Here is a 23,379-nt window from a genome sequence, read left to right on the forward strand (position 1 = left end):
GGCGGCCCGCCCGGCGCTTTCGCGTGGCCGGGCCGCCCGGGTGTTACGGGTCAGTGCTTTCCACTGCCGCTGCTACTGCCGCCGCTGGAGCCCGAGGGCAGCCTGGGCACTCGCAGCAGCGAGTCGGGGACACCGGCCTGGTCGGTGCCGAATCCGTCCTTCGCATAGGGGCTCTGCCCCGGCGGGGCGGTCAAGGTGCCGAGGTAGTTCCCCGCCGCCCAGGCCGCCACGGACCCGCCGATCAGGACCGTTCCCGCCAGGGCGCCGCCGCCGGCGAAGACGCCGATGATCGGCAATCCGGTCACCAGGCAGCCCACCGCCAGCACGGCACACGAGGCCAGCGCCACCACCACACCGACGAGTGCTCCCGCGACCGCGCCGACGAGCGGGCCGACCGCCGCGGCGAGACCGAACTTGCCGAGGCCGTCGTTGGCCGCGAGCGAATTCTCGAGCGGGGAGGCGACGGGCTGCGCGGAGGCGAGGTCCGGTGCCAGGCGCACCGTCCGGCCGTCGTCCGAAATGGACTGCTGGATGCCGTATCTCAGGCCGGCGAGGGCGAATGCCAAAGGTATTTCGCCCACTTGCCGGCCCGCGTCGTCGGTGACCACGATCGATGTGCCGCCGGGTGTGCCGGTGAAGCGCCCGGTGTCGATGGTCGTGACCACCGCGTCGCCGGAAACCACTGCGTGGTAACCGACTTCCGGATGCTGCCCGTCCTGCGGGGCAGCGTTCGCGGTGCTCGTCCCACAGGCCACGGCGAGCGTCACGCTTGCGCCGGTGGCGAGGGCGACGAGGCCGACGCGCGCCCTCATCGACCGGCCGCCGGGCTCGGCGTCGCGGGATTCGCGAGCGCGGGGATCTGACTGGCGTACGGGCTCTGGCCCGCGGGCGCGGTGAGGGTCCGGTAGTAGTTCCACACCCCCACCGCGAGACCGGGACCGCCGCCGCCGATCAAGCCCAGCAGACCGCCGAAGGTGCCCATCAGGGTCACGATCGGGACCACCGCCAGCACGCACCCGATCGACAGCACGACACAGGAGGCGCCCGAGACGGCCAGACCCGCGCCGACCCCGACGACCGCGCCGACAATGGTGCCGATCAGCGCACCGGCGGACAGCCCGAAGTTGGACGAGTTGATGAGATCGTTCATGGCCAGCTGGTTCTCCAGCGCCGAGGCGATCGGCTGCGCCACAGGGTGATCGGAGGTGGTCGCGTCGGGAAGCTGGGGAGTCAGCCACAGGGTGTGCCCGTCCGGGGAGACCTGCGCCCCGATGCCGTAACGCTGCCCATCGAGCATGAAAGCCATTGGGGCGGTGTCGATCACCGCGCCGTCGGCGCCGCGCAGTGCGACCGTGCCGGCGACCGGATCCGTCGTGAAGGAACCGTCGTCGACCGCGGCGACGACCTTGTCGCCCTGGATCGCGGCGTGAAATCGCCCGACCGCGGCGGGGTGCGGGTCCGCGGTCGCGGGACTCGCGGTGGTGACCGACGCGATGCCGATCGCCGCGGCCACCGTCCCGGTATAGATACCTTTTCGAAGATTCATTTGATCCTCATCGTTTCCGAATACGCTGACGAAGATTACGTCAGCATTTTCGAGAATGTCGCGTTTTCGGATCATCGGAATCATAATTTCACAGCGAAATGAAATGGGCATGACAAAGCCCTGGTACGGCTTTCAGAAAAGCCGCCCAGACACCGATCGCACTGGATTGTTTACCGAGTAGTCCGCTCTACCAGCTCTTTACGGAGCTGCTCCATATTTTCGACATGCCTGTCGAGGCCGGCGCTGCCGAATTCATGCAGGCGCCGGCCCACCAACTGCGACAACCCTCGGTCGAAGTCGAATTCCGATTCCGGTGTCAGCACTATTTCGCGGTCACGGAACCGCGCGCGCTGATCGTAGCGGGCCGCCAGCTCAATATCGATGAGCCGCAGGATTTGTTCCCCGTTCATGAATCCAGCGAATACCATCCGGCCCAAGAATTCACGGTCGGTGAAGATCGACGGCGGAATGTAGGGCCCGGTGAGCCAGTCCAGGAAGACCGTCATCCCCTCCGCGGTCACGTAGTAGGTCTTCGCATCCGGCGGCCCTTGCCGAGGCCGGACATCGAAGCCGACCCAGCCCTGTTCAGCCATCTTGCCTAGGGTCCGATACACCTGGCTCATCTGTGTATTCGAACGCAGGAACCGCCCGTGCGAGTCGAAGAACTTCTTCAGGTCGTAGCCGGTCGCCGGTTGGGCCCCGAGCACTCCGAGCAACAGGTGTTCCAGCTTCATTCCCGAGCCTTCCGGAAGTCAGGGTGGCCTGTATTCCACTAGTTGAGTACTCTCACTATGTCACTAGTGACATAACGAGTCAATCAGTCCCGGCGCCCAGCGAACGATCACCCCGGTCCGCAGACCGGGCGAAGGAATCCCCTCCATGAACCCACGTGACACCACCCCCGTGGTGGTATCCACCGACTCCCCCGACGGCGCGCCACCGCGAGATCGTCACCTGCGCCGCCTGTTCGCCATGGCCCCGTTCGCCGCCGCCTGCCCCCAGCTCACCTACGCCGCCGTCGGCTATTTCGCCGCCCTGCAGATCCAATCCATGGACAGCGCCCACAAAGTGGAGAAGCTGGCCCTGGTCCATGCCGGCGTGGCCGCCGCGTCGATGATCGCGCAGCCGTTGATCGGCGTGCTGTCCGATCGCACCCGCACGCGATTCGGCGCACGCACACCGTGGATGTTGTCCGGTGCACTCGTCGGCTGTGTGGCACTGGTCGCCGCGGGGCTGTCCACTTCGGTGGCGATGCTGCTGGGCACCGCGATCATCGCCCATATCGGATTCAATGCCTTCGGCGGACCGTTCAGCGCACTGCAATCGGACCTCGTACCGGTCGAACGCCGGGGCCGCTACTCCGCCCTGGCCGGATTGGGCACCATGTCCGCCGGCATCCTGGGCCCGGCGGTCGGCGCCTCCTTCGCCATGCACATTCCACTGGGCTATCTGGTGGTCTCCGGTGCGATCCTCGTGGTTGTCCTGGTTTTCCTCGCACTCAATCCGGGCATCGACAATCGCGGTGAACCACGTGCGGCATTCTCGTTCGAGGCCTTCGCGAAAGCGTTCTGGGTCAACCCGATTCACCATCCGGACTTCTGGTGGGTGTTCCTCGGACGGTTCCTGCTGTGCGGCGGCTTCTACATGGTGACCACCTATCAGCTCTATATCCTCGAGGACTACATCGGGCTCACCGTGCACCAGGCCACCAAACTGACACCACTGATGAGTATCGCGAGCCTGCCCGGATTCTTGATCGCGATCACGGTGTCCGGCCCGCTATCGGACCGCATCGGCCGCCGCAAGCCGATCGTCCTGGTCGGCGGGCTCATCATCGCCGCGTCCGCCCTGGTTCCGCTCGCCTTTCCGACCGTGCCAGGCATGTTCGCCTCGATCATGGTCCTGACCATCGGCTTCGGCACCTTCCTCGCCGTGGATCAGGCCCTGGTAACCCAGGTGCTGCCCAGCACGGACGATGCGGCCAAGGACCTGGGTGTCATCAATATCGCGGCAACCCTGCCGAATACGATCTCACCGATGGCCGCCGCCGCGATCGTGACGGCCACCGGGGGTTACGGTTCGCTGTATCCGATCGTGGCCCTGATCGCCGGACTCGGTGCGCTGGCTATTCTGCCGGTCAAGGTCCGATGACAGGAGAGACAGTGCAAGACAACGATTCCCGCCCCAGCTGCTGCACACCCTCGAGGTCCGGTACCAGCCCCGAACCGCTCTCGATCACCCTGCCGAGCCGCCACCTGCCCGACACCGCCGGCATGGTCGCCCTGCCGGGCGGTGAGTTCGTGATGGGGACCGACGACAGCGCGGGCTATCCGACAGACGGCGAAGGCCCGCCGCGCACGGTGCGACTATCCCCGTTCCTGATCGACGCGTGCGCGGTGACCAACGACGCGTTCACCGAATTCGTCGACGCCACCGGCTACGCCACCGAGGCCGAGCAGATCGGCTGGTCCTACGTCTTCGCCGGCTTCCTCCCCGCCGCCCTGCGCCGCGACTCCCCCCGGCCCGAACGCACCCCCTGGTGGTGCGGCGTCTCGGGCGCCACCTGGCGGCATCCCGAAGGCCCCGGCAGCGATCTCGCCGACCGCGGCCGCCATCCCGTCGTGCACGTGTCCTGGAACGACGCCCACGCCTACGCCGGCTGGGCCGGTAAACGCCTGCCCACCGAAGCCGAATGGGAGTATGCGGCGCGCGGCGGATCGATCGGCACCCGCTACCCCTGGGGCGACGACCTCGACCCCGACGGCGAATACCGTTGCAATATCTGGCGCGGCACCTTCCCCACCAAGAACACCGCCGACGACGGCTACCGCGGCACCGCCCCCGTGGACGCCTTCCAGCCCAACGGATTCGGCCTCTACAACACCTGCGGCAATGTCTGGGAATGGTGCGCCGATTGGTGGACCACCGACCACGGCGCAGCGCCCCTCATCGACCCGCACGGTCCGGAAGCCGGTAGCGGCAAGGTGATTCGCGGCGGGTCGCACATGTGCCACGACTCCTACTGCTTCCGCTACCGAGTCGCGGCCCGCTCCGCGAACACTCCCGACAGCTCCGCAGCCCACACCGGCTTCCGCTGTGCCCGAAACGCATGACTCAGCGGCGGCCGTGGCGGCTTCGGATCCGAAAGTTCTGCCGCTCCAACGAAAAAAGCTCCGCACCCTTGACGGTGCGAAGCTTTTTCAAGTCACGCTGAATCAGATAGCGCGGACGTCCTGCGCCTGCGGGCCCTTCTGGCCCTGCTCAACCGCGAACTCGACACGCTGACCCTCTTCGAGGGATTTGTAACCCGAGCCGGTTACGGCCGAGTAATGCACGAAGACGTCGGGGCCGCCTCCGTCCTGAGCGATAAAGCCGAAGCCCTTTTCACCGTTGAACCACTTCACACTGCCTTGAGCCATGCTGTTTGCAACTTCTTTTCTGTAGGTGAGCCAGGCAAATTTCTTTGTAAGAAGCCCGTTCTCATCCTCGACTATGCCATGCCCGTCGCCGATCCAGTGCCCACGCGCTCAGACTGTGAGCCATCAGACATGCCCTCGCGGTGTGGGTCATTGCTGCGCAGCGCGTTCCTCGGCGATCCTGCGCTGGACGTCCTCCCACGACATGGGCAGCTCTGCCGCCGGCGCGGTGAAGAAGGCAAATGTGGCCTCGCGCATGACCTTTCGCTTGCGCGCGACGGTCGACTTGTGCGGCTCGGCGGACGCGTAAGCGTAGATGGCCGCCTTATCCGTCCACGCGGAGCTGGTCCAGAAGACGCCCTTCAGCATTTCCGCCTTCAACGCGACGCCGACAATGCCCGGCGAGCGGCGAGCCTGCCGCCACAGACTCATCGAAGAGATCAAGAACGCCGGGGCGTGCAGCACGGATTTCACCTCGAGGCGGGAGACCATGCACTGCACCTCCGGCGTAGCGGGCGGGTTGATTGTCATCCAGGGCAGCGTGGGCATGTGGTCCACCTTTTCGGTGAGGTGTCGATGAGCCGTCCTGTCGACGACCTCCACCTATGTTCCACAATGGAAGATAACTTGTCAATGGCAAGATCCACAGCCCAACCCGGCCGGGCCCGGTAGCAGCGGACCGGATCAGGTGCGGATCTTCGCCTTGCCGGCCTCCGCACCGTGCATGCGTCCGCGCAGGAAGCGAACGTAGGCACTATGGCGGCTCCTCGGGGCAGTACCCGGAACCAGAGCGGTCTCGGCGAGGTCGAGGGAGTCCTCCAAGAGCGCGTCGTGCATCCATCGCCACAGCAGCGACCAGCTTGGCCCGTCCACTCCGTGTGTCCGCATGACCAACTCGTGCGTCAGCCGGGTATGGGTGGCATCCAGCTCTTCCACGATGAATCGGTGTGTCCCGTCGAAGCCGCGCGGGCGCTGGAAGCGGAATTCCACCTCACGGCCGGGAACGTATTTCACGCAGGTGTAGCGGATCGGCCCATGCCCGCCCACCGCGCCGACGCCCAGCGGCCGATCGAACAGCATCGCCGGCCACTGGGCGACCGGCCACAGCCGGTCGTCATCGGTCGCCAGCGTATCGAGTAGCCGGCCGACCGCCTCGGCGTCGGCGGCGATCACCCGAGTGTGAACATTGCGCACCATGAGCTGCACCTTTCATTTAGCGAGCACTCTCTAATTCCAATTAGAGGCTACTCTCTACAACGTGTCAAGGAAACCCGCGCACACCACCGACTCACTGCTGGACGCCGCGGCCGACCTCGCTGCCGCGGAAGGCGCCGCAGCCGTGACCATGAGCGCGGTCGCCGCGGCCACGGGCGCGCCGAGCGGCTCGGTCTACTACCGCTTTCCCGATCGCGCCGCGCTGCTGGCCAGCCTGTGGCTGCGCACCGTCGACCGATTCCAGAGCGGATTCCTCGCGGCATTGGCAGCAGACCCGCCACAGCAGGCCGCCATCCAAGCCGCCCACCACGTCACCGACTGGTCGCGCCGCCACCCGACCGACGCGGCCGTGCTGCTGGCGGGCCCGGCAGCCTTCGGATCAGCTCAATGGAACGCCGACGCGCACGAGGCCGCCGCTACGCAGCAGGCCCGCGTGGACGAGGCCATGCGAAATCTCGGCGATCGCCTCGGCTACCACAGCCGAGCCGATCGAGAACGCTTGGCGCTGTTGATCATCGAGCTGCCGTACGCGGCCGTGCGCCGCAGCGCCCGCAACTCCGGCGCCGACCTGACCCACAGCACCGAGGCGGTCGACCGAATCGTCCGCGACGCAATGAACGCGACCACCACGCCATCAGAGGATCCCGGCGGCTCAGCTCACCGATAGAGCGACACGATCGTTCACAGCATTTCGAGTGTCTCCAGCAGGATTCGGACACGGTCCGGGTCGAGGCGGTCGAGACGTTGCGCGAGTCCCGGCCGGACGCGGGCGGCGATCGAGGCATTGGTGCGCGCACCCTCCGCGGTGAGCGCCACGCGCGATCGCCGCGAGTCCTCGGGATCGATACTGCGATCGACGAACCCGGCCTTGGCAAGTTTGGTCAGCGCGCGACTCACCACCGCAGGATTGAGGCCGAGATCCCGGACCAGATCCCCGGGAGTATCGACGCCCAATTCGATGCTGCGCAAGACGAGAAAGTCGGCGAGGTCGAGATCCGCGGCCGCCACCACATGCGTTCGGGCGTCGGCCAGCACGGTCTTGCTGAGCCGGAACAGGGCGTCGAGAAGTCGCAATTCCGACGCCGGGGTGGGGTCGCTCATGGACACACCCTACCACCCGATCAACTATTGACATTTATCAAGTAAATGATTCACTGGTAGGCACGACCACGAACTCTTCCGGCCCGGCTCGGGTCGACTTCCACCATCACATCTTTCCCGGCGGCGAACTGGCCGAGCTGTTGCAGGGCTCGCTGATCGCGCAGTCGGGCTGGCGTTTCCCGGGCGGCGGGGCGCGCTGGACACCGGAGTCCAGCCTCGCGTTCATGGACGGTCTCGGCATCCAGACCGCGATCCTGTCCCTGCCCAACGATCTGGAGCAGACACTGCCCGCGGAGCGACGCCCGGACTTCGCGCGCAGGGTCAACATGCTGGCCAAGCAGACGGTCGAAGACCACCCCGGCCGGTTCGGCTTCTTCGCGCACCTGCCGACGCCCACCGATGTCGATGCCGCACTCGAGGAACTGACCTACGCCCTCGATGACCTCGGCGCCGACGGCATCACCCTGACCAACGTCTACGGCACCGGCGAGAACGCGCGATCGCTCGGCGACAAACTGTTCGAGCCGCTCTGGGCCGAACTCGATCGGCGCGGCGCGCTCGTATTCCTGCACGGTGAGCAGACCCCCGGACGCAACCCCATGCCGAACCGTTTCCTGCCGACCCCGGTCAGCGAGGTGCCGAACGAAACCTACAAGGGCGCAGCGGATCTGGTCACCAGCGGCCGCAAACGACAGTTCCCCAATGTGCGAATCATCCTCTCGCACTCCGGCGGCAGCACACCGTTCCTCGCCGCACGCGTGGCGGTGCTCTCGAACTACCTCGGATGCGAACTGACCCCGGAAGAGATCATTGCCGATTTCCGCACCTTCTACTTCGAAACGGCGCTGTCGGGCTTCGAGACGAATCTCGTTGCGCTGGAAAACTTCGTGCCCCCGGAACAGATCCTGTTCGGCACCGACTTCCCGGCCGTGAGCCCGGAAATGGCCGGCTGGTACACCGACAATGTCGACACCTATTTCACCGCCCGACCCGAGCTCCTCGCACAGGTCATGCACGGCAACGCACACACCCTGCTGCCGCGACTCGCGCCGGCCACCAGATGATGGCAGCGCCTGCTCGTCGAGCAGCCCCGTCCCGTCGCGTGCATGCACCCCGTCGAGCATTACTCGCCGCATGGTTCGCTGGCGCTGCACCGACCTGGGTCCAATCGGTACGCTGATCTCTGGACCGGGGGTCGTGGTCTGTTTCCGATAGTGCAGAGTCGATCGAGGGGAGGATGCGCGCTGATGGATCCCGAGAAGGCCGATGTGCGCCCCGAATGGGCACCGTTGACTGTCGATCTCGATCAGCCGAGCGTGGCCCGGGTATGGGATTTCTATCTCGGTGGCTCGCACAACTTCCAGGTCGACCGCGCATTCGCGCGCGAGGCGATGGCCCAGATGCCGGATGCGCCGGTGATCGCCCGGGAGAATCGGGCCTTCCTGCGGCGCGCGGTCCGGTTCCTCGCCGCACAGGGGATCACCCAGTTCATCGACATCGGTTCCGGAATCCCGACTGTCGGCAATGTGCACGAGGTGGCGCGAGCGACTCAGCCCGACGCGCGAGTCGTATATGTGGACAGCGATCCGGTCGCCGTCACGCACAGCCGCGCTCTGCTGCGCGATGATCCCGGCACGCTGGTGCTGGAAGCAGACCTGCGTCATCCCGAGGAGATCCTCGGCGCCGACGGTGCGGCCCGGCTGATCGACTTCTCCCGCCCGGTGGCCGTATTGCTCATCGCGGTCCTGCATTTCATCCCCGATGCCGACGATCCGTCCGGGATCATCGCGCGGATCAGCTCGCGGCTGGCGCCCGGCAGCCATCTGGTCATCGTGCACGCCAGCGCCGACACCAGCGCTCACCATGCCGCCGCGAATCTGTATCAGCGCACGTCGAACCCGTTCACCATGCGCACTCGCGACGAAATCCTCGCTCTCTTCGACGGATTCGAGCTCCTCGCACCGGGTCTCGTCGCGCCGACGGCGTGGCGGCCGGATCAGCAGCCCGGCGCCAACCCGCCGCTGCGCACCCCCGGATACGCCGGCGTGGGACGCCTGCGATGAACCTGCCGACGGCCCACACCACCCGGTCGGGTCCCCGCGACCGCGATTGCGCGCTGCGCCGCGCGGCGCAGGAGTATCTGCAACTCCTCGCGGCAGCCGGCTACACCGTCACCGACGACTCGGCGGCCACCGCGTCGGCGCTCGAGTTCCTGCGCGGTCTGGACCGCCTCACCGGAGACGATGCCGCCGCCGCACGCATTCTCGGCGCCGGCCTCGCGACCAGCTTGCCGGGACTGGACACCAGCCCCCGATTCGTCGGCCCGCTGGCCACCGCGGTACTCCTCGCAGCTCCGGCAAGCTCCGCCGAGACGGCAGCGGCGTGGGCCCGCAATGCCGGGCACGCGGTCACCGGCTATGCCGAGGTCCTGTCCGAACGCGCGCTGGGACAACACGAAGCGATCCTGCGCGCCGCCGTCGCCGCCCGCGAACATCGCATCACCGAGCTGCAGGATCGCCTCCACCACGCCGCCACTCACGATCGCCTCACCGGACTGGTCAACCGCGCCGTCCTGGAGGAATGGATAGCCGAACCGCGCCCCGCGGAGGAACCGGTATCGGTGCTGCTCGTCGACCTGGACGGCTTCAAACAGATCAACGACACCCACGGCCATCGCGTCGGCGACGAACTACTGGTCGCCGTCGCCGAACGCCTGCGCTCGGTGGCCCGCCCCGAAGACTGCGTATGCCGTTACGGCGGCGACGAATTCGTCATCGGCACCCTCGGCGGCGAGAACGCGGCCCGCGAGAACGCCGACCGCATCCTCACCGACCTCGCCCGGCCCTTCACCCTCTCACCCGGCCGAGTCCACATCCAGGCCAGCATCGGCATCGCCACCGCCGCACACGACAACCGCGATGCCGCCGCCCTCATCCACGCCGCGGACCGCGCCATGTATGCCGCGAAATCCCTTGGCGGACACCGCTACCGCACCCAGTCCTGACGTCCGTGGCATCCGGCCGTCCGGATCGCCGGACAGGTGATGGTAAAAACCCGCCACCAACCGGGCTTCTCGTCGACCATTGAATCATGCGTGCACTCACTGTCATTCCCGAGAAGTCAGGCTCGCTGGAGGTTCGCGATATGCCCGAGCCGGTGGCCGGGCAGGACGAATTGCTGGTCGAGGGAATCGCTTTCGGCGTGTGTGCCACCGATCGGGAGATCGCTGCCGGTAACTTCGGCTCGGCGCCACCCGGCGAGGATCGTCTCGTCCTCGGGCACGAGTCGCTCGGGCGAGTGCTGACCGCACCGCACGACAGCGGCTTCACAGCGGGAGATCTGGTCGTGGGCATCGTGCGCCGACCGGACCCGGTGCCGTGCGGGGCCTGTGCGCGCGGCGAATTCGATATGTGCCGCAACAACCGCTACACCGAGCGCGGCATCAAGCAGCGCCACGGTTACGGGTCACAGCGCTGGACGGTCGAGACCGAATACGCCGTGCAACTCGATCCGGCACTGGGTGCGACCGGCGTGCTGATGGAACCGGCCACCATCGTGGCCAAGGCCTGGGAGCAGATCGAGCGGGTGAGCACCCGATCCTGGTCCGAGCCCCGGCGGGTGCTGGTGACCGGCGCCGGTCCGATCGGCCTGCTCGCGGCATTACTGGGCACGCAGCGAGGCCTCGACGTCCATGTCCTGGCGCTCCCCGACAAGGGAATTCAGCCCGCGATGACCCACAGCCTCGGCGCCACCTACCACAGCGACCCGCTTCCCGAGGTCGCCGACCGCATCGAACCCGACATCCTCATCGAGGCCACCGGCGCACCCGCGATCGCCATGGCCGCCATGACCCACACCGCACCGGCCGGAATCGTCTGCCTCACCGGAATTTCCCCCACCGGCCGCGAACTCACCATCGACGCGGGCGCCACCAACCGCCGCATCGTACTCGAGAACCACCTCATCTTCGGCTCCATCAACGCCAACAAACGCCACTACCGCCAGGCCGCCCACGCCCTCGCCACCGCCGATCAGAACTGGCTGACCGGACTCATCACCCGCCGGATCCCTTTGGAGCAGGCCACCGAAGCTTTCACTGCAGGTCGTGACGACATCAAGGTCATGGTCGAACTCTGAGCAGTTCCAGGCTGGGCAATTATGCAGGCAATGCTGTTGGGCGCTCGGACGGTGGGGCACTCAGGTACGCACTGGTGCAGGACACTCCAATTCCGACACTGAGCGAACTGGAGGCGGTCGTCTGCTCGCGCCGCCGTGTGCTTCCCCTACAACCCAACTTCTGTCGGCTCCGTCGCGATGTGCCGAGTCAGCCATAAGTGGTACGGGCAGAACAGAATACGCCTATCATCGTCAACTGGCTGCATCAGTCAGGTACACGAGGCCGAGCAGAAGGGTACTGCTGTGGGCGACGACACCGACGGCTCTAGCATCGAAAGCTCTCCCGCCGCCGAGTCACCGCGCCGAAGGTGGCGAGACGTCACAAAGCACCCATTGATACTCGCCCTTGTACCCGCAATAACCGCGATTATCGTGGCCACCATTGCGCTTATTCCGAAATCCACCCCAGATAAACCACCTAACAACACGACGACCGCAACTATGCAGCCAATAGGAACTGTCGCATTCCGCATAGAACCCGACTATGATTCAATCAAAGGCTGGGCTGGCGCATTCGATTCTCCACTTCCATCGACCACCGGCTTGTTGAACGAGATACAGGGTGTACAGAATTATAATTCTGCCATCGCCAGATGGGCCAAAACCAGAGGCGCAGTAGACATTTATCAATCCAAATACCGCCTCTACCTGCAGAATAACGGAGCGACCCGGGTTACGATACGGTCCATCTCAGCCAAGGTCGCGGAACCGTAGGCAACCTATCGCTACCACATACCTGGAATCGCCTTCTCAAGGCGTGAACGATGTGATCGATTTGGCGTTTGATCTGAACAAGGGGGATCTTGTACCTGCGGTTCCGGAAGTTGACTCGACGAATAAAACAGCGAAATCCCCCGATGTGGCGGCCATGCCGTTCTTTTCCGATAAGGACGCGACTCTCGATCCTCGGGAGTCCATCGACATGAAGCTGACGACTCGCACGCAAACCTGCTTCTGTCTATATTCTTTCGAAGCCGTTATTATCACGCAAGACTCAACCGAAACTATGGAGATAGGCGACCTCGGTGGCCGCCCTTTCTCGATTACCTCCAGAGCCAACAGCTATGTGGATAAATATACCGCCCAAAACGGATGTCCCCAACTTGGCATCTATCACGTTGCAAACGTTTACGATGCCGGACTGCTCAAGGCCAGGCTGAGAATCGTTAGGGGTGGCGTGGCATTGTTGGCCCCGGCGAGGCTGGCGGATCTTCGCTTGGCCTGCGCTGGAACAGCGGATTGTAGAGGTTCGAATCCTCCTGCCCCAGTGGAACATTGAGATTTTCGCCTAACGGCAGGACAACCGATCGACGGCGCACGGTACTTGATCATCACGACCGAGAAGTGATGGCGACGCTATGTGGATCTGAGGGCGCTGGATCCGGTTACCACGTAGAATTACACGTCCTTCTCAAGGTCCATCTGGACGCGCCGCTGGATGTCCAGCCGATTCTGCATAGCATAGAGATCATCGAGGATCGGATTAAACTCATCAGCGCCTGGACCGTTGGTCAACCGTGCTTCCAAGTCGGCGCAAGACTTCACTGTCTCCGCGATTGCTTCTGCGATGAGTGCCCTAACTTGGGGAAGCTCCCGTAGCACCTCGCGTTCCTCGCTCCGGAGCTCCAGTTCTTGTTGAGCATCCTGACGTGCCGCCTTCGCGTGGTAGCGCGCGGTCCGTGCCTCCTCAAGTTTCGTGAGCTGCTGCACGAATCCAACCACGACCGCAGGGAAGTATGCGCCCAGGGCCTTCGGGTTTCTGGCGAGGTAGCGCACCCCTGCCCCAAATATCGGCAGGGATACCAGCTCGGCGACTGCGGTCCAGGTTTCGGGCATGCTCGTCGCTGGGTGGGGAATCTCGAATGGTCTGGGAATCTCGCTCCCCTGCAGATCGCGAGGGGTCCCATGCAGGAGGTCTTCGCCGCAGTGGTCGCAGAACCTCTGGTTCGTCGGTCCGTGCCCATTCGGGCATTCAGCCCGCTTCCGCACGACGTTCGGCGCCCCGGCGGGCGCGACGCTCTCTTCAGCCACCTTTGAAGTGTGCTGAAGCAGTTCCGATTTCTCAAGGAAGAGGGGTGATTTGCGTGCCACCTGTAGCTGAGGACGTGATCAAGCTGATCGGTGACCTGATTCCTCTGGTCCTGCCGCTGCTCCGTTTCTGACCCAAGTTCCCGGTGCGGTGCCGGGTTACCAACCACCGCACCCAACTGAATAGCGCAGGATGGGGCGTGCTGCTGAGAGGGCGGCATGCCCCGTCCGGGCATAACAACAACGTAGGAGTGCCGTCGCGGCACAGGATTTCCTGGGCACTGCTACGGCTGGCGTTCCTCATCGACGGTTCACCGATCCCCCGCCTCGACGACCGGATCGTATCGACATCCCCCGAGGCCGGCTGGGTTCCACAGGTGCCGACCGTGGAGCGTGTCTGATGGCAAGTCGTTGGCATAAGCATCCCGGCGTCGCCTACATGGTGTTGAACCTTGTTTGGCCGTGGTGTCGGGCATGCAGGGTCTTCAGCTCATGGATGCGGGGCAGTGTCCAGCAAGCCAACATTTCGAGACATCCTCGGCTTATCCTGCAACGAAACCGGAGGAGGATGCGGCGCCTGTGGCCGGGGCATCGGATAACATCTGAGGGCCGCGTGGTCCAGAAATCGGCTGCCGGGCAAGCTGTTGCGCTGCTCCACCTGTATTGGAAGGCAGGCAGGTGACCGATGCACTGCAAAGCACAGACCGGACTCGTGGGCCCGGTCGGCTCACCACTCGCGCCTGGTTTCAGCTGGTCCTGGGTTCGATGATCTTCGTGGTGATCATCGGCGCGGTATTGGGCGCCCGGGTCATCGCCACCACCGCCGACGCCACCAGTAGGTTGATCGATCATTCATTGCCCGCGCAGCGCGAGGCCCTGCAATTCCAGTCCACCCTGCTCGATCAGGAGACCGGCGTGCGCGGCTACGCGATCACCGGCGACCCGCAGTTCCTGCAGCCCTACCAGGACGGCCTCACCACCGAGCAGGAGTCGGCGGACCGGATGCGAAAACTATTGGGGCACGAGGGCGGTCGGGTCAACCTCGATATCGACGACATCGAACGCGCCGCAAGACAATGGCGCAGCACGTACGTGGCTCCCCTGCTCGCCTCCCCCGCCACCGCGCGGGCGCAGGGTGACGCCACCGCCGCCGAGGGCAAGCAGATGTTCGACAATCTGCGGTCCCTGTTCACCCAGCAGAACCAGAACCTGGCCGACGCGGTCACCCGGGACACCGATCGGCTCAATCACGATCGTGCGGTGCGCGACAGCATTCTGATCGGCTTGCTGGTGGTCTATCTGCTCACCGGTGTGGGCTTGGCGGTGCTGGTGCGCCGGCTCATCGATCGTCCGCTGAAGTACCTCACCGAGTCGTCGCGGCGAGTCGCCGGCGGTGACTTCGGATTCCGGATCGATGTGCACGGTCCCGCCGACGTCGCCGCGGTCGCCACCGCGGTCGACGATATGCGTCGCCGCATCGTCGCGGAACTGGATTCCTCGCGCGTCCAGCAGGCGCAACTGCACGAGCAAAAGCTGTTCCTCGATGCGCAGACGGTCGAATTGCGCCGCTCCAACGCCGAATTGGAGCAGTTCGCCTATGTGGCCTCCCACGATCTGCAGGAGCCGCTGCGCAAGGTCGCGGCGTTCTGCCAGCTGCTGGAGAAGCGCTACGCCGGCCAGCTGGACGAAAGAGCCACCCAGTACATCGATTTCGCGGTCGACGGCGCCAAGCGCATGCAGATCCTCATCAACGACCTGCTGACCTTCTCCCGGGTCGGCCGCGTCACCGACGGCAGCACCGAACTGAACCTCGCACAACCACTGGACCGCGCCCTGGCCAACCTCGCGGCCGCCATCGAGGACAGCGACGCGCAGATAACCCGCCCCGAGCAGCTCCCGCAGCTCATGGGCGAGCCGATCCTGCTGACCATGTTGTGGCAGAACCTGATCGGCAATGCCATCAAGTTCCGTGCGCCCGATCGCACCCCGCGGATCCTGATCACCTGCGAACCCGACGATGCGGGCTGGCTGCTCTCGGTGCAGGACAATGGCATCGGCATCCGGCCCGAATTCGCGGAGAAGGTGTTCATCATCTTCCAACGGCTGCACAACCGCACCGAATACGACGGCACCGGCATCGGCCTGGCCCTGACGAAGAAAATCGTCGAACATCACGGCGGCCGAATCTGGCTAGACACCGACTACACCGGCGGCACCCGCATCTGTTTCACCCTGACCGGCGCACCCGCGGCGGTCGACGTACTCGCCGCCGACACCGATATCCGAAGCGAAGGAATCCGTCCATGACCGTGCAGGCGCAGCCGATCGATATCCTCCTGGTCGAGGACGATCCCGCCGACGAACTGATGACGCGGGAAGCGTTCGAGGACAACAAGATCGGCAACACCCTGCACGTCTGCCGCGACGGCGAAGAGGCCCTCGATTTCCTCTACCGCAAGGGCGCGCACCAGGACGCCTGCCGCCCCGATCTGATCCTGCTGGACCTCAATCTGCCCAAATACGACGGTCAGGAGGTGCTGGCGCGCATCAAATCCGATCCGAGCCTGGCCTGCATCCCGGTCGTCATCCTCACGACCTCCGCGGCCGAGGAAGACATCCTGCGCAGCTACGAGCTGCACGCCAACGCCTATGTCACCAAACCGGTGGACCTGAATCAGTTCATCGCCGCCATCAAGAAGATCGACGACTTCTTCGTCCAAGTGGTCCGGCTCCCGCCGCGCCGCTGATTAGAGTAAAAGCCGGCGGGGGCATTCGGTTCGCGTCCACGCCAGGTGTCCGGAGGTAGCGAAAGTCATGACTCGCGAGCTGATCGTCTCGACGCGCCCGGCCGGTGCCGCGGTCGTCGTCTCCGTGTCGGGCGAGGTCGATATTCTCTCGGCGCCGGCGTTGTCGACGGCCCTGTCCGAGGCGCTCACCACCGGTTCGGAAGTGGTGGTGGTCGATCTTTCCGAGGTGGGTTTCTTCGGTTCGGCGGGGTTGAGCGTGCTGGTCGAGGCACTCGCGGCAATCAGCGGCCAGCAGTTGCGGATCGTCGCGTCGACGCAGGTCCGCCGGCCCATCGAATTGACCGGTCTGGACGCGATGCTCAGTGTCTACGGCACGCTGCCGGAGGCGCTCACCGACGGCGGATAGTCAGCGGCGATCGCGGTGCCGCAGCCACCGGAACTCCACGATCGTGGGATATCCGCCGGCCTGCAACGCGTAGGCGGCCTGGGTGGCGTCGAGGGAGTCGGTCAGCGAGCGCACGATATGCCAGCTCAATCCGGTGTCCTCGAGCGCGTCCTCCGAGACGGCGATCACGGTCACCCGCACGGTGACCTCGTCCGAATCGAAGGTGACATCGCAGTCGAGCGCCGACCCGGGTACGGCGTCCCCGATCAGCACGGTGGCCACTTCGTCGAGCGCCAAGCGGAGATCGTTGACCTCGCCGATATCGAAATCGGCTACCAGAGTGACGGTTTCGGCGAGTGCGCGCAGCATCGTCAGTTGTTCCGGCTCCGCATGTACCCGCAGTCCTACCGTCGTGCCCACACCGCCCACCCTTCCCCGCATGCCCGGTGCGGGAAGACTACCTGTTCGGCGTGGACGGTCCACCGGCTGTGCCGACCGGGCTCACGCGACGCCGGCGAGTGGACGCGGAGATAATGCCTGTTCACGCAGCAGCGCCAGGGTCTGTGACAGCAAGCGGGAGACGTGCATCTGCGATACTCCGATCACCTCGGCAATCTCGGCCTGTGTCTTGCCATCTCCGAAACGCATGACCAGGATGCTGCGTTCACGCTCGGGCAGGGCCGCCAATAGCGGTGCCGCGGTGAGGGTCTCGTCGACCATGCGGTAGCCGGGATCCTCGGCGGCGAGGCGATCCAGCGGTGAGGCGGTCTGCTCGCCCTCGTCGGTCAGGGATCGGTTCGCGTCCAGGGAGTCGGCGCTGTAGCAATTGCTCGCGATCAATGCCTGGGTGATCTCGGCCAGATCGGCGTCGAGATGAGTCGCGAGTTCCCGCGCGGTGGGCGGATGCCCCAGCCGCTGGGACAGTTCCGGCACCGCGGTGGCCAGGCGTTGCTGAATCTCCTTGAGCCGCCGGGGTACTCGCACGGCCCACGTGCTGTCGCGGAAGTACCGTTTGACCTCGCCCATGATGGTCGGCACCGCGAAGGACAAGAAGGTGGCGCCATTACTCGGGTCGAAGCGATCCACGGACAGGATCACCCCGACCGCCGCGATCTGGGCCAGATCATCGAACTCGACGCCGCGCCCGCTGTAGCGGCGCGCGATGTGCTCGCCGAGGGGCAGGCATTTGCCGACGATCTCGTCGCGCAGTCGATCGCGTTCGACCGTTCCGGCAGGCAGGGTCGCCAGTTTCGCCAGCCAGGGCTCGATATTGTCGTATGAATCGCCCTTACTCTCGTCGTCGACAGCTGTCTCCGACTGGGCCGCGTATTCAGTTGACATGTCCAGTTCCTCACTGTGGGATCCGAAGATTCCGGCGTATTCGGGCGGTTACCCCCTCCCGGAGGCCTGAAACGGACAGTGAACCGAACAGGCAGCAGCGCCGCCGGTTTCGGCTATGCGCGCGGCAGCAGGATGTGCAGGACGGTTCCCCGCGGACCGGTATAGATGCGTACCAGGTCAGCGAGCTGGTTGACGATCAACAGCCCGCGACCTCCGACCATGCGCGCGTGGGCCGGTAGTCGTCCAGCGAGGGGATCGGTGATGTGTCCCGAGTCGCGAATCCGGCAGCCCACCTGAGCCCCGTCCAACCACACTGTGAGGCGGCCTTTTCCGCCGCCGTGAACCACCGAGTTCGTGGTGGTCTCGGCAATGACCAGTTCGAAGTCGATGAGCCGTTCGCCGGTCACACCGGCCTGTCGCGCATAGTCGACGGCCAGGTGCCGGATCGGGGACAGCGTGACGGCGTCGAAGTCGAACACCGCGGCCTCCGCGGGCGGTTCGGGCGCCGGCCGGTTGTAGGACGCGACAATGCGATCGGGATCGTATGCGCTGCTGGATTTTTCACCATCACCGTCGATGACGACGGGATGCGTCGCATATGCGTCGGCCAGGATCCGGGCCGGGAGGGTCGCCGTGTCGTACGGGCAGAGAATGGTGACCTCACGCCCCGCGAACGCGGCGTTGATCAGCGCTTCGTGCTGGACACAGGCGGGATATTCGACGTCGGAGCGGTCTGCCCAGATCGGTTCACCGATGATGCGCACCCGCCCCGCCGGATGCGCGTCGGCGAAGGCGCGCAGCACACCCGGAATGATCCGTCCCGGATTGCGGCCTTCGATCGTCATGTCCATCCACTGCACGGCGTCGCCCTCGGATCCGAGGGCGTTCCGCAGTAGAGCCAGGTTGGCGGTCGGCACCGAAACCGCCACGGGCTCATCGTTTTCCAATCCGGACCGGATGAACCCGAGTGTCCCCGCCAGGTACTCTTGACTGTCGCGATACAGCAGCGCGGGATGTAGGAAGGGCGGTCGTGTGGTCACCGATGCGCCACTCTTTCTGCCGTTCTCCGCGATTGGGAACCGTCCCTCATGCTACGCGCCGCCGATGGGACACCCCGGCGCCGATTCGCCCATCGGCCGCGAACCGGGTACACATGCTGTGGTCGTAGCGCTTTCCATGGTTGGGTTGTGGGTATGGCGGTTACGGACGCCGGCGAGTGCACGCCGAGATACGCAGATGGACTTCTGGTCGATAAGGGGGAGCAATGACCGAATCCGAGAGCCTGAGCAGCGAGAACCCGAACAGCGGCGGGGCCCCGAAGCCGCCGCAGCGGACGCGGATGTGGCTGCTCATCGGCGCTGCCGTAGTAGTGGTCATCGTGATCGCCGGGGTACTGATCGGCATTTCCGGCCACAGCGGGCGGTCGGGGCAGAATAGTGCCGGCGCGCCCGCGGCGCCCCCGGCCGCGACCCTGAGTGTGCCGGTGGCAGGACAGAATCCGATCAACCCGGCCACCCCGATCGCGGTGACGGCCGCCGGCGGGCAGCTGGCGAGCGTGACCGTCCAGTACGAAAAAGGCCAGATCGCCGGCGCGTTCGCGCCCGACCATCAGTCATGGGCGACCACCGATCCACTCGGTTACGCCACCACCTACACCGTCACCGCCGATGCGGTGAATTCGGCTGGGGCACATACCAAGCAAACGTTCACGGTCACCACGCTGACGCCGGGTAAAACCGCCTACGCGAATGTCGTGCCCGCACCGGACGTGGTCTCCGACACCGGAATCGGCGTCGGCCAGCCGATGGTCTTCCAGTTCACCGCACCGGTCTCCAACAAGGCCGAGGTGGAGAAGCACCTGCACGTCACGGTGAGCCCGCCGCAAGAAGGCGCCTGGTACTGGGTCGACGACAAGGACGTGCACTACCGCGCGGAGAACTACTGGCAGCCCGGCACCAAACTGCACATCGAAGCCGACGTGCTCGGCCTGGACCTGGGCGGCGGCGTGCTCGGCGCGGAGAACGACAGCGCCGACTACACCGTCCACGACGCCTGGGTCGCCAAGGCCGACGGCAGTACCGATGAGCTCACCATCTTCGACAACGGCAATCAGGTCAACCAGATGCCGATGAGCCTCGGATCGCCCGGCTTCCCCTCCCATGAAGGCCCGCATGTCATTTCCGACAAGCAACCCTCGATCGTGATGGACTCCTGCACCTACGGCACCTGCCAGGGCCAGCCCGGCTACTACAAGGAAACCGTCGCCCTCGACGAACGCATCTCCAACGACGGCGAATTCGTCCATTCGGCCCCCTGGTCGGTAGGCCAGCAGGGCAGCAGCAATGTCTCGCACGGCTGCGTCAACCTCTCCCCCGCCAACGCCCAATGGTTCTACAACCACTTCGGGATCGGCGACGTCGTCGAGATCACCAACTCCGGCGGCCCCAGCCTGCCGGTCTGGGACACCTACGGCGACTGGGAAGTCCCTTGGGCGACATGGAAAGCCGGTAACGCCAACGGCTGAACCACGGCAAGGCGCAGTCAGCGGAAGAGGCGGAAGAACCCGCGCACCTGCTCGACCAGCGACTGCGGCTGCTCCAGCGCGGCGAAGTGGCCACCCCGCGGCATTTCCTCGAACCAGCGCAGGTCGGTGAACCGCAGCTCGGCCTCCCGCCGCGACGGGCGGGTTATATCGCGCGGGTAGACCGACAGCCCGGTCGGCGCGGTGACCTTGTCCCGGAAGGCCGCGAAGCTCTCCCAGTACAAGCGCGCCGACGACGTGGCCGACGCGGTGAACCAATAGACCGAGATCTCATCGAGGATCTGCTGCCGCGATACGGCGTCCTCGGGATGGCCGTCGTTGTCCGTCCAGGCCCAGAACTTCTCGGCGATCCAGGCGGCCTGGCCCGCCGGGGAGTCGGTGAGGCCGTAGCCGAGCGTCTGCGGCCGGGTCGACTGCTGCGCCGAGTACCCCCGGCCGGTCCGCTGGAACTCCTTCGCGACCTCGATGTTCGCCAACTCCGCGGGCGTCGGGTCGTCGAACGTGCCCAGCGCCACGGACCCCAAATTCAGGTGCACGCCGGCGACCCGCTCGGGTGCCACCTCGCCCAGCGCGCCGGACACCGCCGAACCCCAGTCACCGCCCTGCGCGCCGTATCGCTCGTAACCCAGCGAAACCATCAACGTGTCCCAGGCGCGCGCGATGCGAGTGATGCCCCACCCGGTCGTCGACGGCTTGTCACTCCAGCCGTACCCGGGCAACGACGGCGCGACCACGTGGAACGCGTCCGCCGGGTCCCCGCCGTGCCCACGCGGATCGGTCAGCGGGCCGAGGACCTCCAGGAACTCGAGCACCGAACCCGGCCACCCGTGCGTGAGCACCAGCGGGAACGCATCCGGCTCCGGCGAGCGGACGTGCAGGAAGTGGATGCCCAACCCGTCGACTGTGTCGCGGTACTGCGGGAAGGCGTTCAGCCGCTCGGCGAACCCGAAGTCGTAGTCCTCGGCCCAACTGCGGCAGAGCTCCTGCGCATAAGCCAGCGGCAACCCCTGCGACCAGTCGTCCACCGGCTCGGGCTCGGGCCACCGCGTCCGTCGCAACCGTTCACGCAGATCCGCGATCTCGGCTTCGGTGATGCTGACCTCGAACGGCTCTGCGGCCATAGCGGTGCTTCCTTCCTCGCTCAGGCGGCGGCCCCAGCGCGGCGTGACACGTAACAGCTATTATGCGTGTCACGCTACGGAACGGCGAGGAGACACGTCAAATGATCGATGCATGTGACAGCTCATCGGCGGTCGAGACGGCCGTCGATCTCGCCAACACCTTGAAGCCGATCAAGGGTGAGGACGCGCTCGAGACGGTGGAGCAGCTCCGAAACTTCCTCGACGACCATTCGCCGGACGCGGGCCGAGGCACTCGCCCGCAGCGTCTCACTCCTACCGACCTGGCCGAGGTCCGCGCGGTGCGCGAGAGGGTGCGTGCTGTCCTCGAACGAGCGAGCACCGACGCGGCGGCAGCGGCGACCCTGATCAATGACGGTCTACGCGACAGCCGCGCCACGCCGATACTGCGCCACGATCGGGATCGCTGGTGGACCGAGGTCACCTCCGACACCGATCGCTGCTCGGCGCACCTGGCCGCGACCACGCTCAGCGCACTGGCCTCCGTGATCGCCACGCTCGGTCCGGCCCGTCTCGGCGTATGTGCCGGGTCGAACTGCCGGGCCACTTACGTGGACCTCTCGCGCAACGGCTCGAAACAGTACTGCACCCGAACCTGCGCGCACCGGGCCAGCGTCGCGGCCTACCGAAGTCGGCACAGCCCGCGCTGAGTGCTGGCACCGGGCACCGATAGTCCAGATAATTCTGAATACAGATTTACATGTACCATCAACGCGTGGACACCCTGCTGCACCGTGACGCACTGGCACGCTTCGGACACGCCCTCTCCGACCCGACCAGAACGCAAATTCTGCTGACCCTCAGCAGCGCACCGAGTTACCCCTCCGACCTGGCGGACCGGATCGGCGTCTCCCGCCAGATCCTGTCGAATCACCTTGCCTGCCTGCGCGGTTGCGGCCTGGTCGTAGCCGTCCCCGAAGGCCGCCGATCCCGCTACGAACTCGCCGACCCCCGCATCGCCCGCGCCCTCGACGACCTCACCGGCCTCGTCCTGGCCGTCGACCCCGCCTGCTGCCCCGCCTCCGGCACCGACGAGTGCTGCTGATGACCCGATCCCTGGGCATCCCCCAATTCGCGCCCCAGCCGATACTGTCACCCCAGCGCCGAGCCGTCCTGACACGCCGTATCCGCTGGTTCGTCGCAGCGACCATCTCCTACAACGTGATCGAAGCCGCCGTCGCACTCACCGAAGGCACCCGCGCCTCATCCACCGCACTCATCGGATTCGGCCTGGACTCGGTCATCGAAGTCTCCTCGGCAGCCGCGGTGGCGTGGCAGTTCGCCGGCCGCAACCCACAACAGCGCGAGAAGATCACCCTGCGAATCATCGCGTTCTCCTTCTTCGCACTGGCCGCCTACGTCGCCACAGCCTCCGCAACCTCCCTCCTCGGCGTAGCCGAACCCCACCACTCCCCCATCGGAATCGCCCTGGCAGCAGCCAGTCTCGCAATAATGCCTCTGCTCTCCTGGGGCCAGCGCCGCACCGGCCGCGAACTCGATTCCCCCACCGCCGTAGCCGACTCCAAACAAACCCTCCTCTGCACCTACCTATCCGCAGTCCTCCTACTCGGACTCCTCCTCAACACCCTGCTCGGCTGGTCCTGGGCAGACCCCCTCGCCGCTCTGGCAATCGCAGTCATCGCCGCCAAGGAAGGCATCAACGCCCGGCGCGGCGACATCTGCTGCCCGCCCCTCGGTGCACAGACCACCCACCAGACCTGCTGCCACGAGCACTGAGAGCGA

Annotated in this window: 27 protein-coding genes; 15 read left to right on the forward strand and 12 right to left on the reverse strand. The window is 65.7% G+C overall.

Annotation, left to right across the window (positions count from 1 at the left end):
* Positions 1-50: 50 nt before the first annotated feature.
* The 3 genes from ACIP5Y_RS46935 to ACIP5Y_RS46945 all read right to left on the reverse strand — a co-directional run bounded on the left by ACIP5Y_RS46935 (position 51) and on the right by ACIP5Y_RS46945 (position 2,280).
* On the reverse strand, positions 51-812 hold the full coding sequence (locus ACIP5Y_RS46935) for a hypothetical protein (RefSeq protein ID WP_400360328.1): 762 nt from the start codon (positions 810-812) through the stop codon (positions 51-53).
* Positions 809-1,546, reverse strand: a complete 738-nt coding sequence (locus ACIP5Y_RS46940; protein ID WP_400360329.1) for a hypothetical protein — start codon at positions 1,544-1,546, stop codon at positions 809-811. The genes ACIP5Y_RS46935 and ACIP5Y_RS46940 overlap by 4 nt, the downstream gene beginning before the upstream one ends.
* A gap of 170 nt (positions 1,547-1,716) precedes the next feature.
* The gene (locus tag ACIP5Y_RS46945; RefSeq protein ID WP_400360330.1) at positions 1,717-2,280 is read right to left on the reverse strand and encodes a PadR family transcriptional regulator; all 564 of its coding nucleotides are present in this window, start codon (positions 2,278-2,280) and stop codon (positions 1,717-1,719) included.
* A gap of 145 nt (positions 2,281-2,425) precedes the next feature.
* On the opposite strand from ACIP5Y_RS46945, the gene ACIP5Y_RS46950 reads away from it, so the two are divergent.
* Complete coding sequence (locus ACIP5Y_RS46950; RefSeq protein WP_400360331.1) at positions 2,426-3,697, forward strand: MFS transporter; 1,272 nt, start codon at positions 2,426-2,428, stop codon at positions 3,695-3,697.
* An 11-nt stretch (positions 3,698-3,708) separates the two neighbouring features.
* Complete coding sequence (locus tag ACIP5Y_RS46955) at positions 3,709-4,659, forward strand: formylglycine-generating enzyme family protein (RefSeq protein ID WP_400360332.1); 951 nt, start codon at positions 3,709-3,711, stop codon at positions 4,657-4,659.
* Between the two features lie 102 nt (positions 4,660-4,761).
* On the opposite strand, the gene ACIP5Y_RS46960 is transcribed toward ACIP5Y_RS46955, so the two are convergent.
* The 3 genes from ACIP5Y_RS46960 to ACIP5Y_RS46970 form a co-directional block, all read right to left on the reverse strand.
* Positions 4,762-4,965, reverse strand: coding sequence for a cold-shock protein (locus ACIP5Y_RS46960; RefSeq protein ID WP_397004852.1), 204 nt, complete (start codon positions 4,963-4,965; stop codon positions 4,762-4,764).
* A 147-nt stretch (positions 4,966-5,112) separates the two neighbouring features.
* Positions 5,113-5,565, reverse strand: coding sequence for a hypothetical protein (locus ACIP5Y_RS46965; RefSeq protein WP_400360333.1), 453 nt, complete (start codon positions 5,563-5,565; stop codon positions 5,113-5,115).
* Between the two features lie 81 nt (positions 5,566-5,646).
* Positions 5,647-6,159 carry an SRPBCC family protein gene (locus ACIP5Y_RS46970; RefSeq protein WP_400360334.1) on the reverse strand — a complete coding sequence of 171 codons (513 nt, stop codon included), beginning with the start codon at positions 6,157-6,159 and terminating at the stop codon, positions 5,647-5,649.
* Between the two features lie 61 nt (positions 6,160-6,220).
* On the opposite strand from ACIP5Y_RS46970, the gene ACIP5Y_RS46975 reads away from it, so the two are divergent.
* Positions 6,221-6,844, forward strand: a complete 624-nt coding sequence (locus tag ACIP5Y_RS46975) for a TetR/AcrR family transcriptional regulator (RefSeq protein ID WP_400360335.1) — start codon at positions 6,221-6,223, stop codon at positions 6,842-6,844.
* 14 nt (positions 6,845-6,858) lie between these two features.
* Here the strand turns inward: ACIP5Y_RS46975 and ACIP5Y_RS46980 are convergent, their stop codons facing one another.
* Entirely contained in the window at positions 6,859-7,278 is a 420-nt protein-coding gene (locus ACIP5Y_RS46980) for a MarR family winged helix-turn-helix transcriptional regulator (protein WP_400360336.1), read from the reverse strand.
* A gap of 53 nt (positions 7,279-7,331) precedes the next feature.
* On the opposite strand from ACIP5Y_RS46980, the gene ACIP5Y_RS46985 reads away from it, so the two are divergent.
* From ACIP5Y_RS46985 to ACIP5Y_RS47005, 5 genes are all read left to right on the forward strand, one after another.
* Complete coding sequence (locus ACIP5Y_RS46985) at positions 7,332-8,342, forward strand: amidohydrolase family protein (protein WP_400360490.1); 1,011 nt, start codon at positions 7,332-7,334, stop codon at positions 8,340-8,342.
* Between the two features lie 183 nt (positions 8,343-8,525).
* On the forward strand, positions 8,526-9,341 hold the full coding sequence (locus ACIP5Y_RS46990; RefSeq protein WP_400360337.1) for an SAM-dependent methyltransferase: 816 nt from the start codon (positions 8,526-8,528) through the stop codon (positions 9,339-9,341).
* On the forward strand, positions 9,338-10,282 hold the full coding sequence (locus tag ACIP5Y_RS46995) for a diguanylate cyclase domain-containing protein (RefSeq protein ID WP_400360338.1): 945 nt from the start codon (positions 9,338-9,340) through the stop codon (positions 10,280-10,282). Before ACIP5Y_RS46990 ends, ACIP5Y_RS46995 begins: the two co-directional genes overlap by 4 nt.
* Before the next feature lie 86 nt (positions 10,283-10,368).
* Positions 10,369-11,415 carry a glucose 1-dehydrogenase gene (locus ACIP5Y_RS47000; RefSeq protein ID WP_400360339.1) on the forward strand — a complete coding sequence of 349 codons (1,047 nt, stop codon included), beginning with the start codon at positions 10,369-10,371 and terminating at the stop codon, positions 11,413-11,415.
* A 796-nt stretch (positions 11,416-12,211) separates the two neighbouring features.
* Entirely contained in the window at positions 12,212-12,733 is a 522-nt protein-coding gene (locus ACIP5Y_RS47005) for a hypothetical protein (protein ID WP_400360340.1), read from the forward strand.
* A 119-nt stretch (positions 12,734-12,852) separates the two neighbouring features.
* Here the strand turns inward: ACIP5Y_RS47005 and ACIP5Y_RS47010 are convergent, their stop codons facing one another.
* Entirely contained in the window at positions 12,853-13,485 is a 633-nt protein-coding gene (locus ACIP5Y_RS47010) for a hypothetical protein (protein ID WP_400360341.1), read from the reverse strand.
* 762 nt (positions 13,486-14,247) lie between these two features.
* Between ACIP5Y_RS47010 and ACIP5Y_RS47015 the strand changes: the two genes are divergently transcribed.
* The 3 genes from ACIP5Y_RS47015 (at position 14,248) to ACIP5Y_RS47025 (ending at position 16,635) form a co-directional block, all read left to right on the forward strand.
* Positions 14,248-15,789, forward strand: a complete 1,542-nt coding sequence (locus tag ACIP5Y_RS47015) for a CHASE3 domain-containing protein (RefSeq protein ID WP_400360491.1) — start codon at positions 14,248-14,250, stop codon at positions 15,787-15,789.
* The gene (locus ACIP5Y_RS47020) at positions 15,786-16,229 is read left to right on the forward strand and encodes a response regulator (protein WP_400360342.1); all 444 of its coding nucleotides are present in this window, start codon (positions 15,786-15,788) and stop codon (positions 16,227-16,229) included. The genes ACIP5Y_RS47015 and ACIP5Y_RS47020 overlap by 4 nt, the downstream gene beginning before the upstream one ends.
* Positions 16,230-16,296: 67 nt before the next feature.
* Positions 16,297-16,635, forward strand: coding sequence for an STAS domain-containing protein (locus ACIP5Y_RS47025; RefSeq protein WP_400360343.1), 339 nt, complete (start codon positions 16,297-16,299; stop codon positions 16,633-16,635).
* On the opposite strand, the gene ACIP5Y_RS47030 is transcribed toward ACIP5Y_RS47025, so the two are convergent.
* From ACIP5Y_RS47030 to ACIP5Y_RS47040, 3 genes are all read right to left on the reverse strand, one after another.
* Complete coding sequence (locus ACIP5Y_RS47030) at positions 16,636-17,034, reverse strand: anti-sigma factor (protein WP_400360344.1); 399 nt, start codon at positions 17,032-17,034, stop codon at positions 16,636-16,638. It abuts the gene before it with no gap.
* 81 nt (positions 17,035-17,115) lie between these two features.
* Complete coding sequence (locus ACIP5Y_RS47035) at positions 17,116-17,955, reverse strand: SigB/SigF/SigG family RNA polymerase sigma factor (protein WP_400360345.1); 840 nt, start codon at positions 17,953-17,955, stop codon at positions 17,116-17,118.
* 113 nt (positions 17,956-18,068) lie between these two features.
* Positions 18,069-18,995 (reverse strand): anti-sigma factor RsbA family regulatory protein, encoded by a 927-nt coding sequence (locus ACIP5Y_RS47040; protein ID WP_400360346.1) that lies wholly within the window; start codon positions 18,993-18,995, stop codon positions 18,069-18,071.
* 299 nt (positions 18,996-19,294) lie between these two features.
* Between ACIP5Y_RS47040 and ACIP5Y_RS47045 the strand changes: the two genes are divergently transcribed.
* Positions 19,295-20,479 (forward strand): Ig-like domain-containing protein, encoded by a 1,185-nt coding sequence (locus ACIP5Y_RS47045; protein ID WP_400360492.1) that lies wholly within the window; start codon positions 19,295-19,297, stop codon positions 20,477-20,479.
* Between the two features lie 17 nt (positions 20,480-20,496).
* Here ACIP5Y_RS47045 and ACIP5Y_RS47050 read toward each other — a convergent pair whose 3' ends face one another.
* Positions 20,497-21,618: an epoxide hydrolase family protein gene (locus tag ACIP5Y_RS47050; protein WP_400360347.1), complete on the reverse strand. Its 1,122-nt coding sequence runs from the start codon at positions 21,616-21,618 to the stop codon at positions 20,497-20,499.
* 101 nt (positions 21,619-21,719) lie between these two features.
* Between ACIP5Y_RS47050 and ACIP5Y_RS47055 the strand changes: the two genes are divergently transcribed.
* From ACIP5Y_RS47055 to ACIP5Y_RS47065, 3 genes are all read left to right on the forward strand, one after another.
* Entirely contained in the window at positions 21,720-22,286 is a 567-nt protein-coding gene (locus ACIP5Y_RS47055) for a CGNR zinc finger domain-containing protein (protein ID WP_400360348.1), read from the forward strand.
* Positions 22,287-22,351: 65 nt separating this feature from the next.
* On the forward strand, positions 22,352-22,681 hold the full coding sequence (locus ACIP5Y_RS47060) for an ArsR/SmtB family transcription factor (RefSeq protein ID WP_400360349.1): 330 nt from the start codon (positions 22,352-22,354) through the stop codon (positions 22,679-22,681).
* Positions 22,681-23,373, forward strand: coding sequence for a cation transporter (locus ACIP5Y_RS47065; RefSeq protein WP_400360350.1), 693 nt, complete (start codon positions 22,681-22,683; stop codon positions 23,371-23,373). Before ACIP5Y_RS47060 ends, ACIP5Y_RS47065 begins: the two co-directional genes overlap by 1 nt.
* The last annotated feature ends 6 nt before the right edge of the window (positions 23,374-23,379 follow it).

The sequence above is a fragment of the Nocardia sp. NPDC088792 genome, from assembly GCF_044750615.1.
In the GTDB taxonomy this organism is placed as follows: Bacteria; Actinomycetota; Actinomycetes; order Mycobacteriales; family Mycobacteriaceae; genus Nocardia.

Bases quoted from the DNA above. Each gene is read 5' to 3' on its own strand.
- ACIP5Y_RS46935 (WP_400360328.1), bottom strand. From the start codon at position 812: ATGAGGGCGCGCGTCGGCCTCGTCGCCCTCGCCACCGGCGCAAGCGTG.
- ACIP5Y_RS46940 (WP_400360329.1), bottom strand. From the start codon at position 1,546: ATGAATCTTCGAAAAGGTATCTATACCGGGACGGTGGCCGCGGCGATC.
- ACIP5Y_RS46945 (WP_400360330.1), bottom strand. From the start codon at position 2,280: ATGAAGCTGGAACACCTGTTGCTCGGAGTGCTCGGGGCCCAACCGGCG.
- ACIP5Y_RS46950 (WP_400360331.1), top strand. From the start codon at position 2,426: ATGAACCCACGTGACACCACCCCCGTGGTGGTATCCACCGACTCCCCC.
- ACIP5Y_RS46960 (WP_397004852.1), bottom strand. From the start codon at position 4,965: ATGGCTCAAGGCAGTGTGAAGTGGTTCAACGGTGAAAAGGGCTTCGGC.
- ACIP5Y_RS46970 (WP_400360334.1), bottom strand. From the start codon at position 6,159: ATGGTGCGCAATGTTCACACTCGGGTGATCGCCGCCGACGCCGAGGCG.
- ACIP5Y_RS46980 (WP_400360336.1), bottom strand. From the start codon at position 7,278: ATGAGCGACCCCACCCCGGCGTCGGAATTGCGACTTCTCGACGCCCTG.
- ACIP5Y_RS46990 (WP_400360337.1), top strand. From the start codon at position 8,526: ATGGATCCCGAGAAGGCCGATGTGCGCCCCGAATGGGCACCGTTGACT.
- ACIP5Y_RS46995 (WP_400360338.1), top strand. From the start codon at position 9,338: ATGAACCTGCCGACGGCCCACACCACCCGGTCGGGTCCCCGCGACCGC.
- ACIP5Y_RS47000 (WP_400360339.1), top strand. From the start codon at position 10,369: ATGCGTGCACTCACTGTCATTCCCGAGAAGTCAGGCTCGCTGGAGGTT.
- ACIP5Y_RS47015 (WP_400360491.1), top strand. From the start codon at position 14,248: ATGATCTTCGTGGTGATCATCGGCGCGGTATTGGGCGCCCGGGTCATC.
- ACIP5Y_RS47020 (WP_400360342.1), top strand. From the start codon at position 15,786: ATGACCGTGCAGGCGCAGCCGATCGATATCCTCCTGGTCGAGGACGAT.
- ACIP5Y_RS47025 (WP_400360343.1), top strand. From the start codon at position 16,297: ATGACTCGCGAGCTGATCGTCTCGACGCGCCCGGCCGGTGCCGCGGTC.
- ACIP5Y_RS47035 (WP_400360345.1), bottom strand. From the start codon at position 17,955: ATGTCAACTGAATACGCGGCCCAGTCGGAGACAGCTGTCGACGACGAG.
- ACIP5Y_RS47045 (WP_400360492.1), top strand. From the start codon at position 19,295: ATGTGGCTGCTCATCGGCGCTGCCGTAGTAGTGGTCATCGTGATCGCC.
- ACIP5Y_RS47050 (WP_400360347.1), bottom strand. From the start codon at position 21,618: ATGGCCGCAGAGCCGTTCGAGGTCAGCATCACCGAAGCCGAGATCGCG.
- ACIP5Y_RS47055 (WP_400360348.1), top strand. From the start codon at position 21,720: ATGATCGATGCATGTGACAGCTCATCGGCGGTCGAGACGGCCGTCGAT.
- ACIP5Y_RS47065 (WP_400360350.1), top strand. From the start codon at position 22,681: ATGACCCGATCCCTGGGCATCCCCCAATTCGCGCCCCAGCCGATACTG.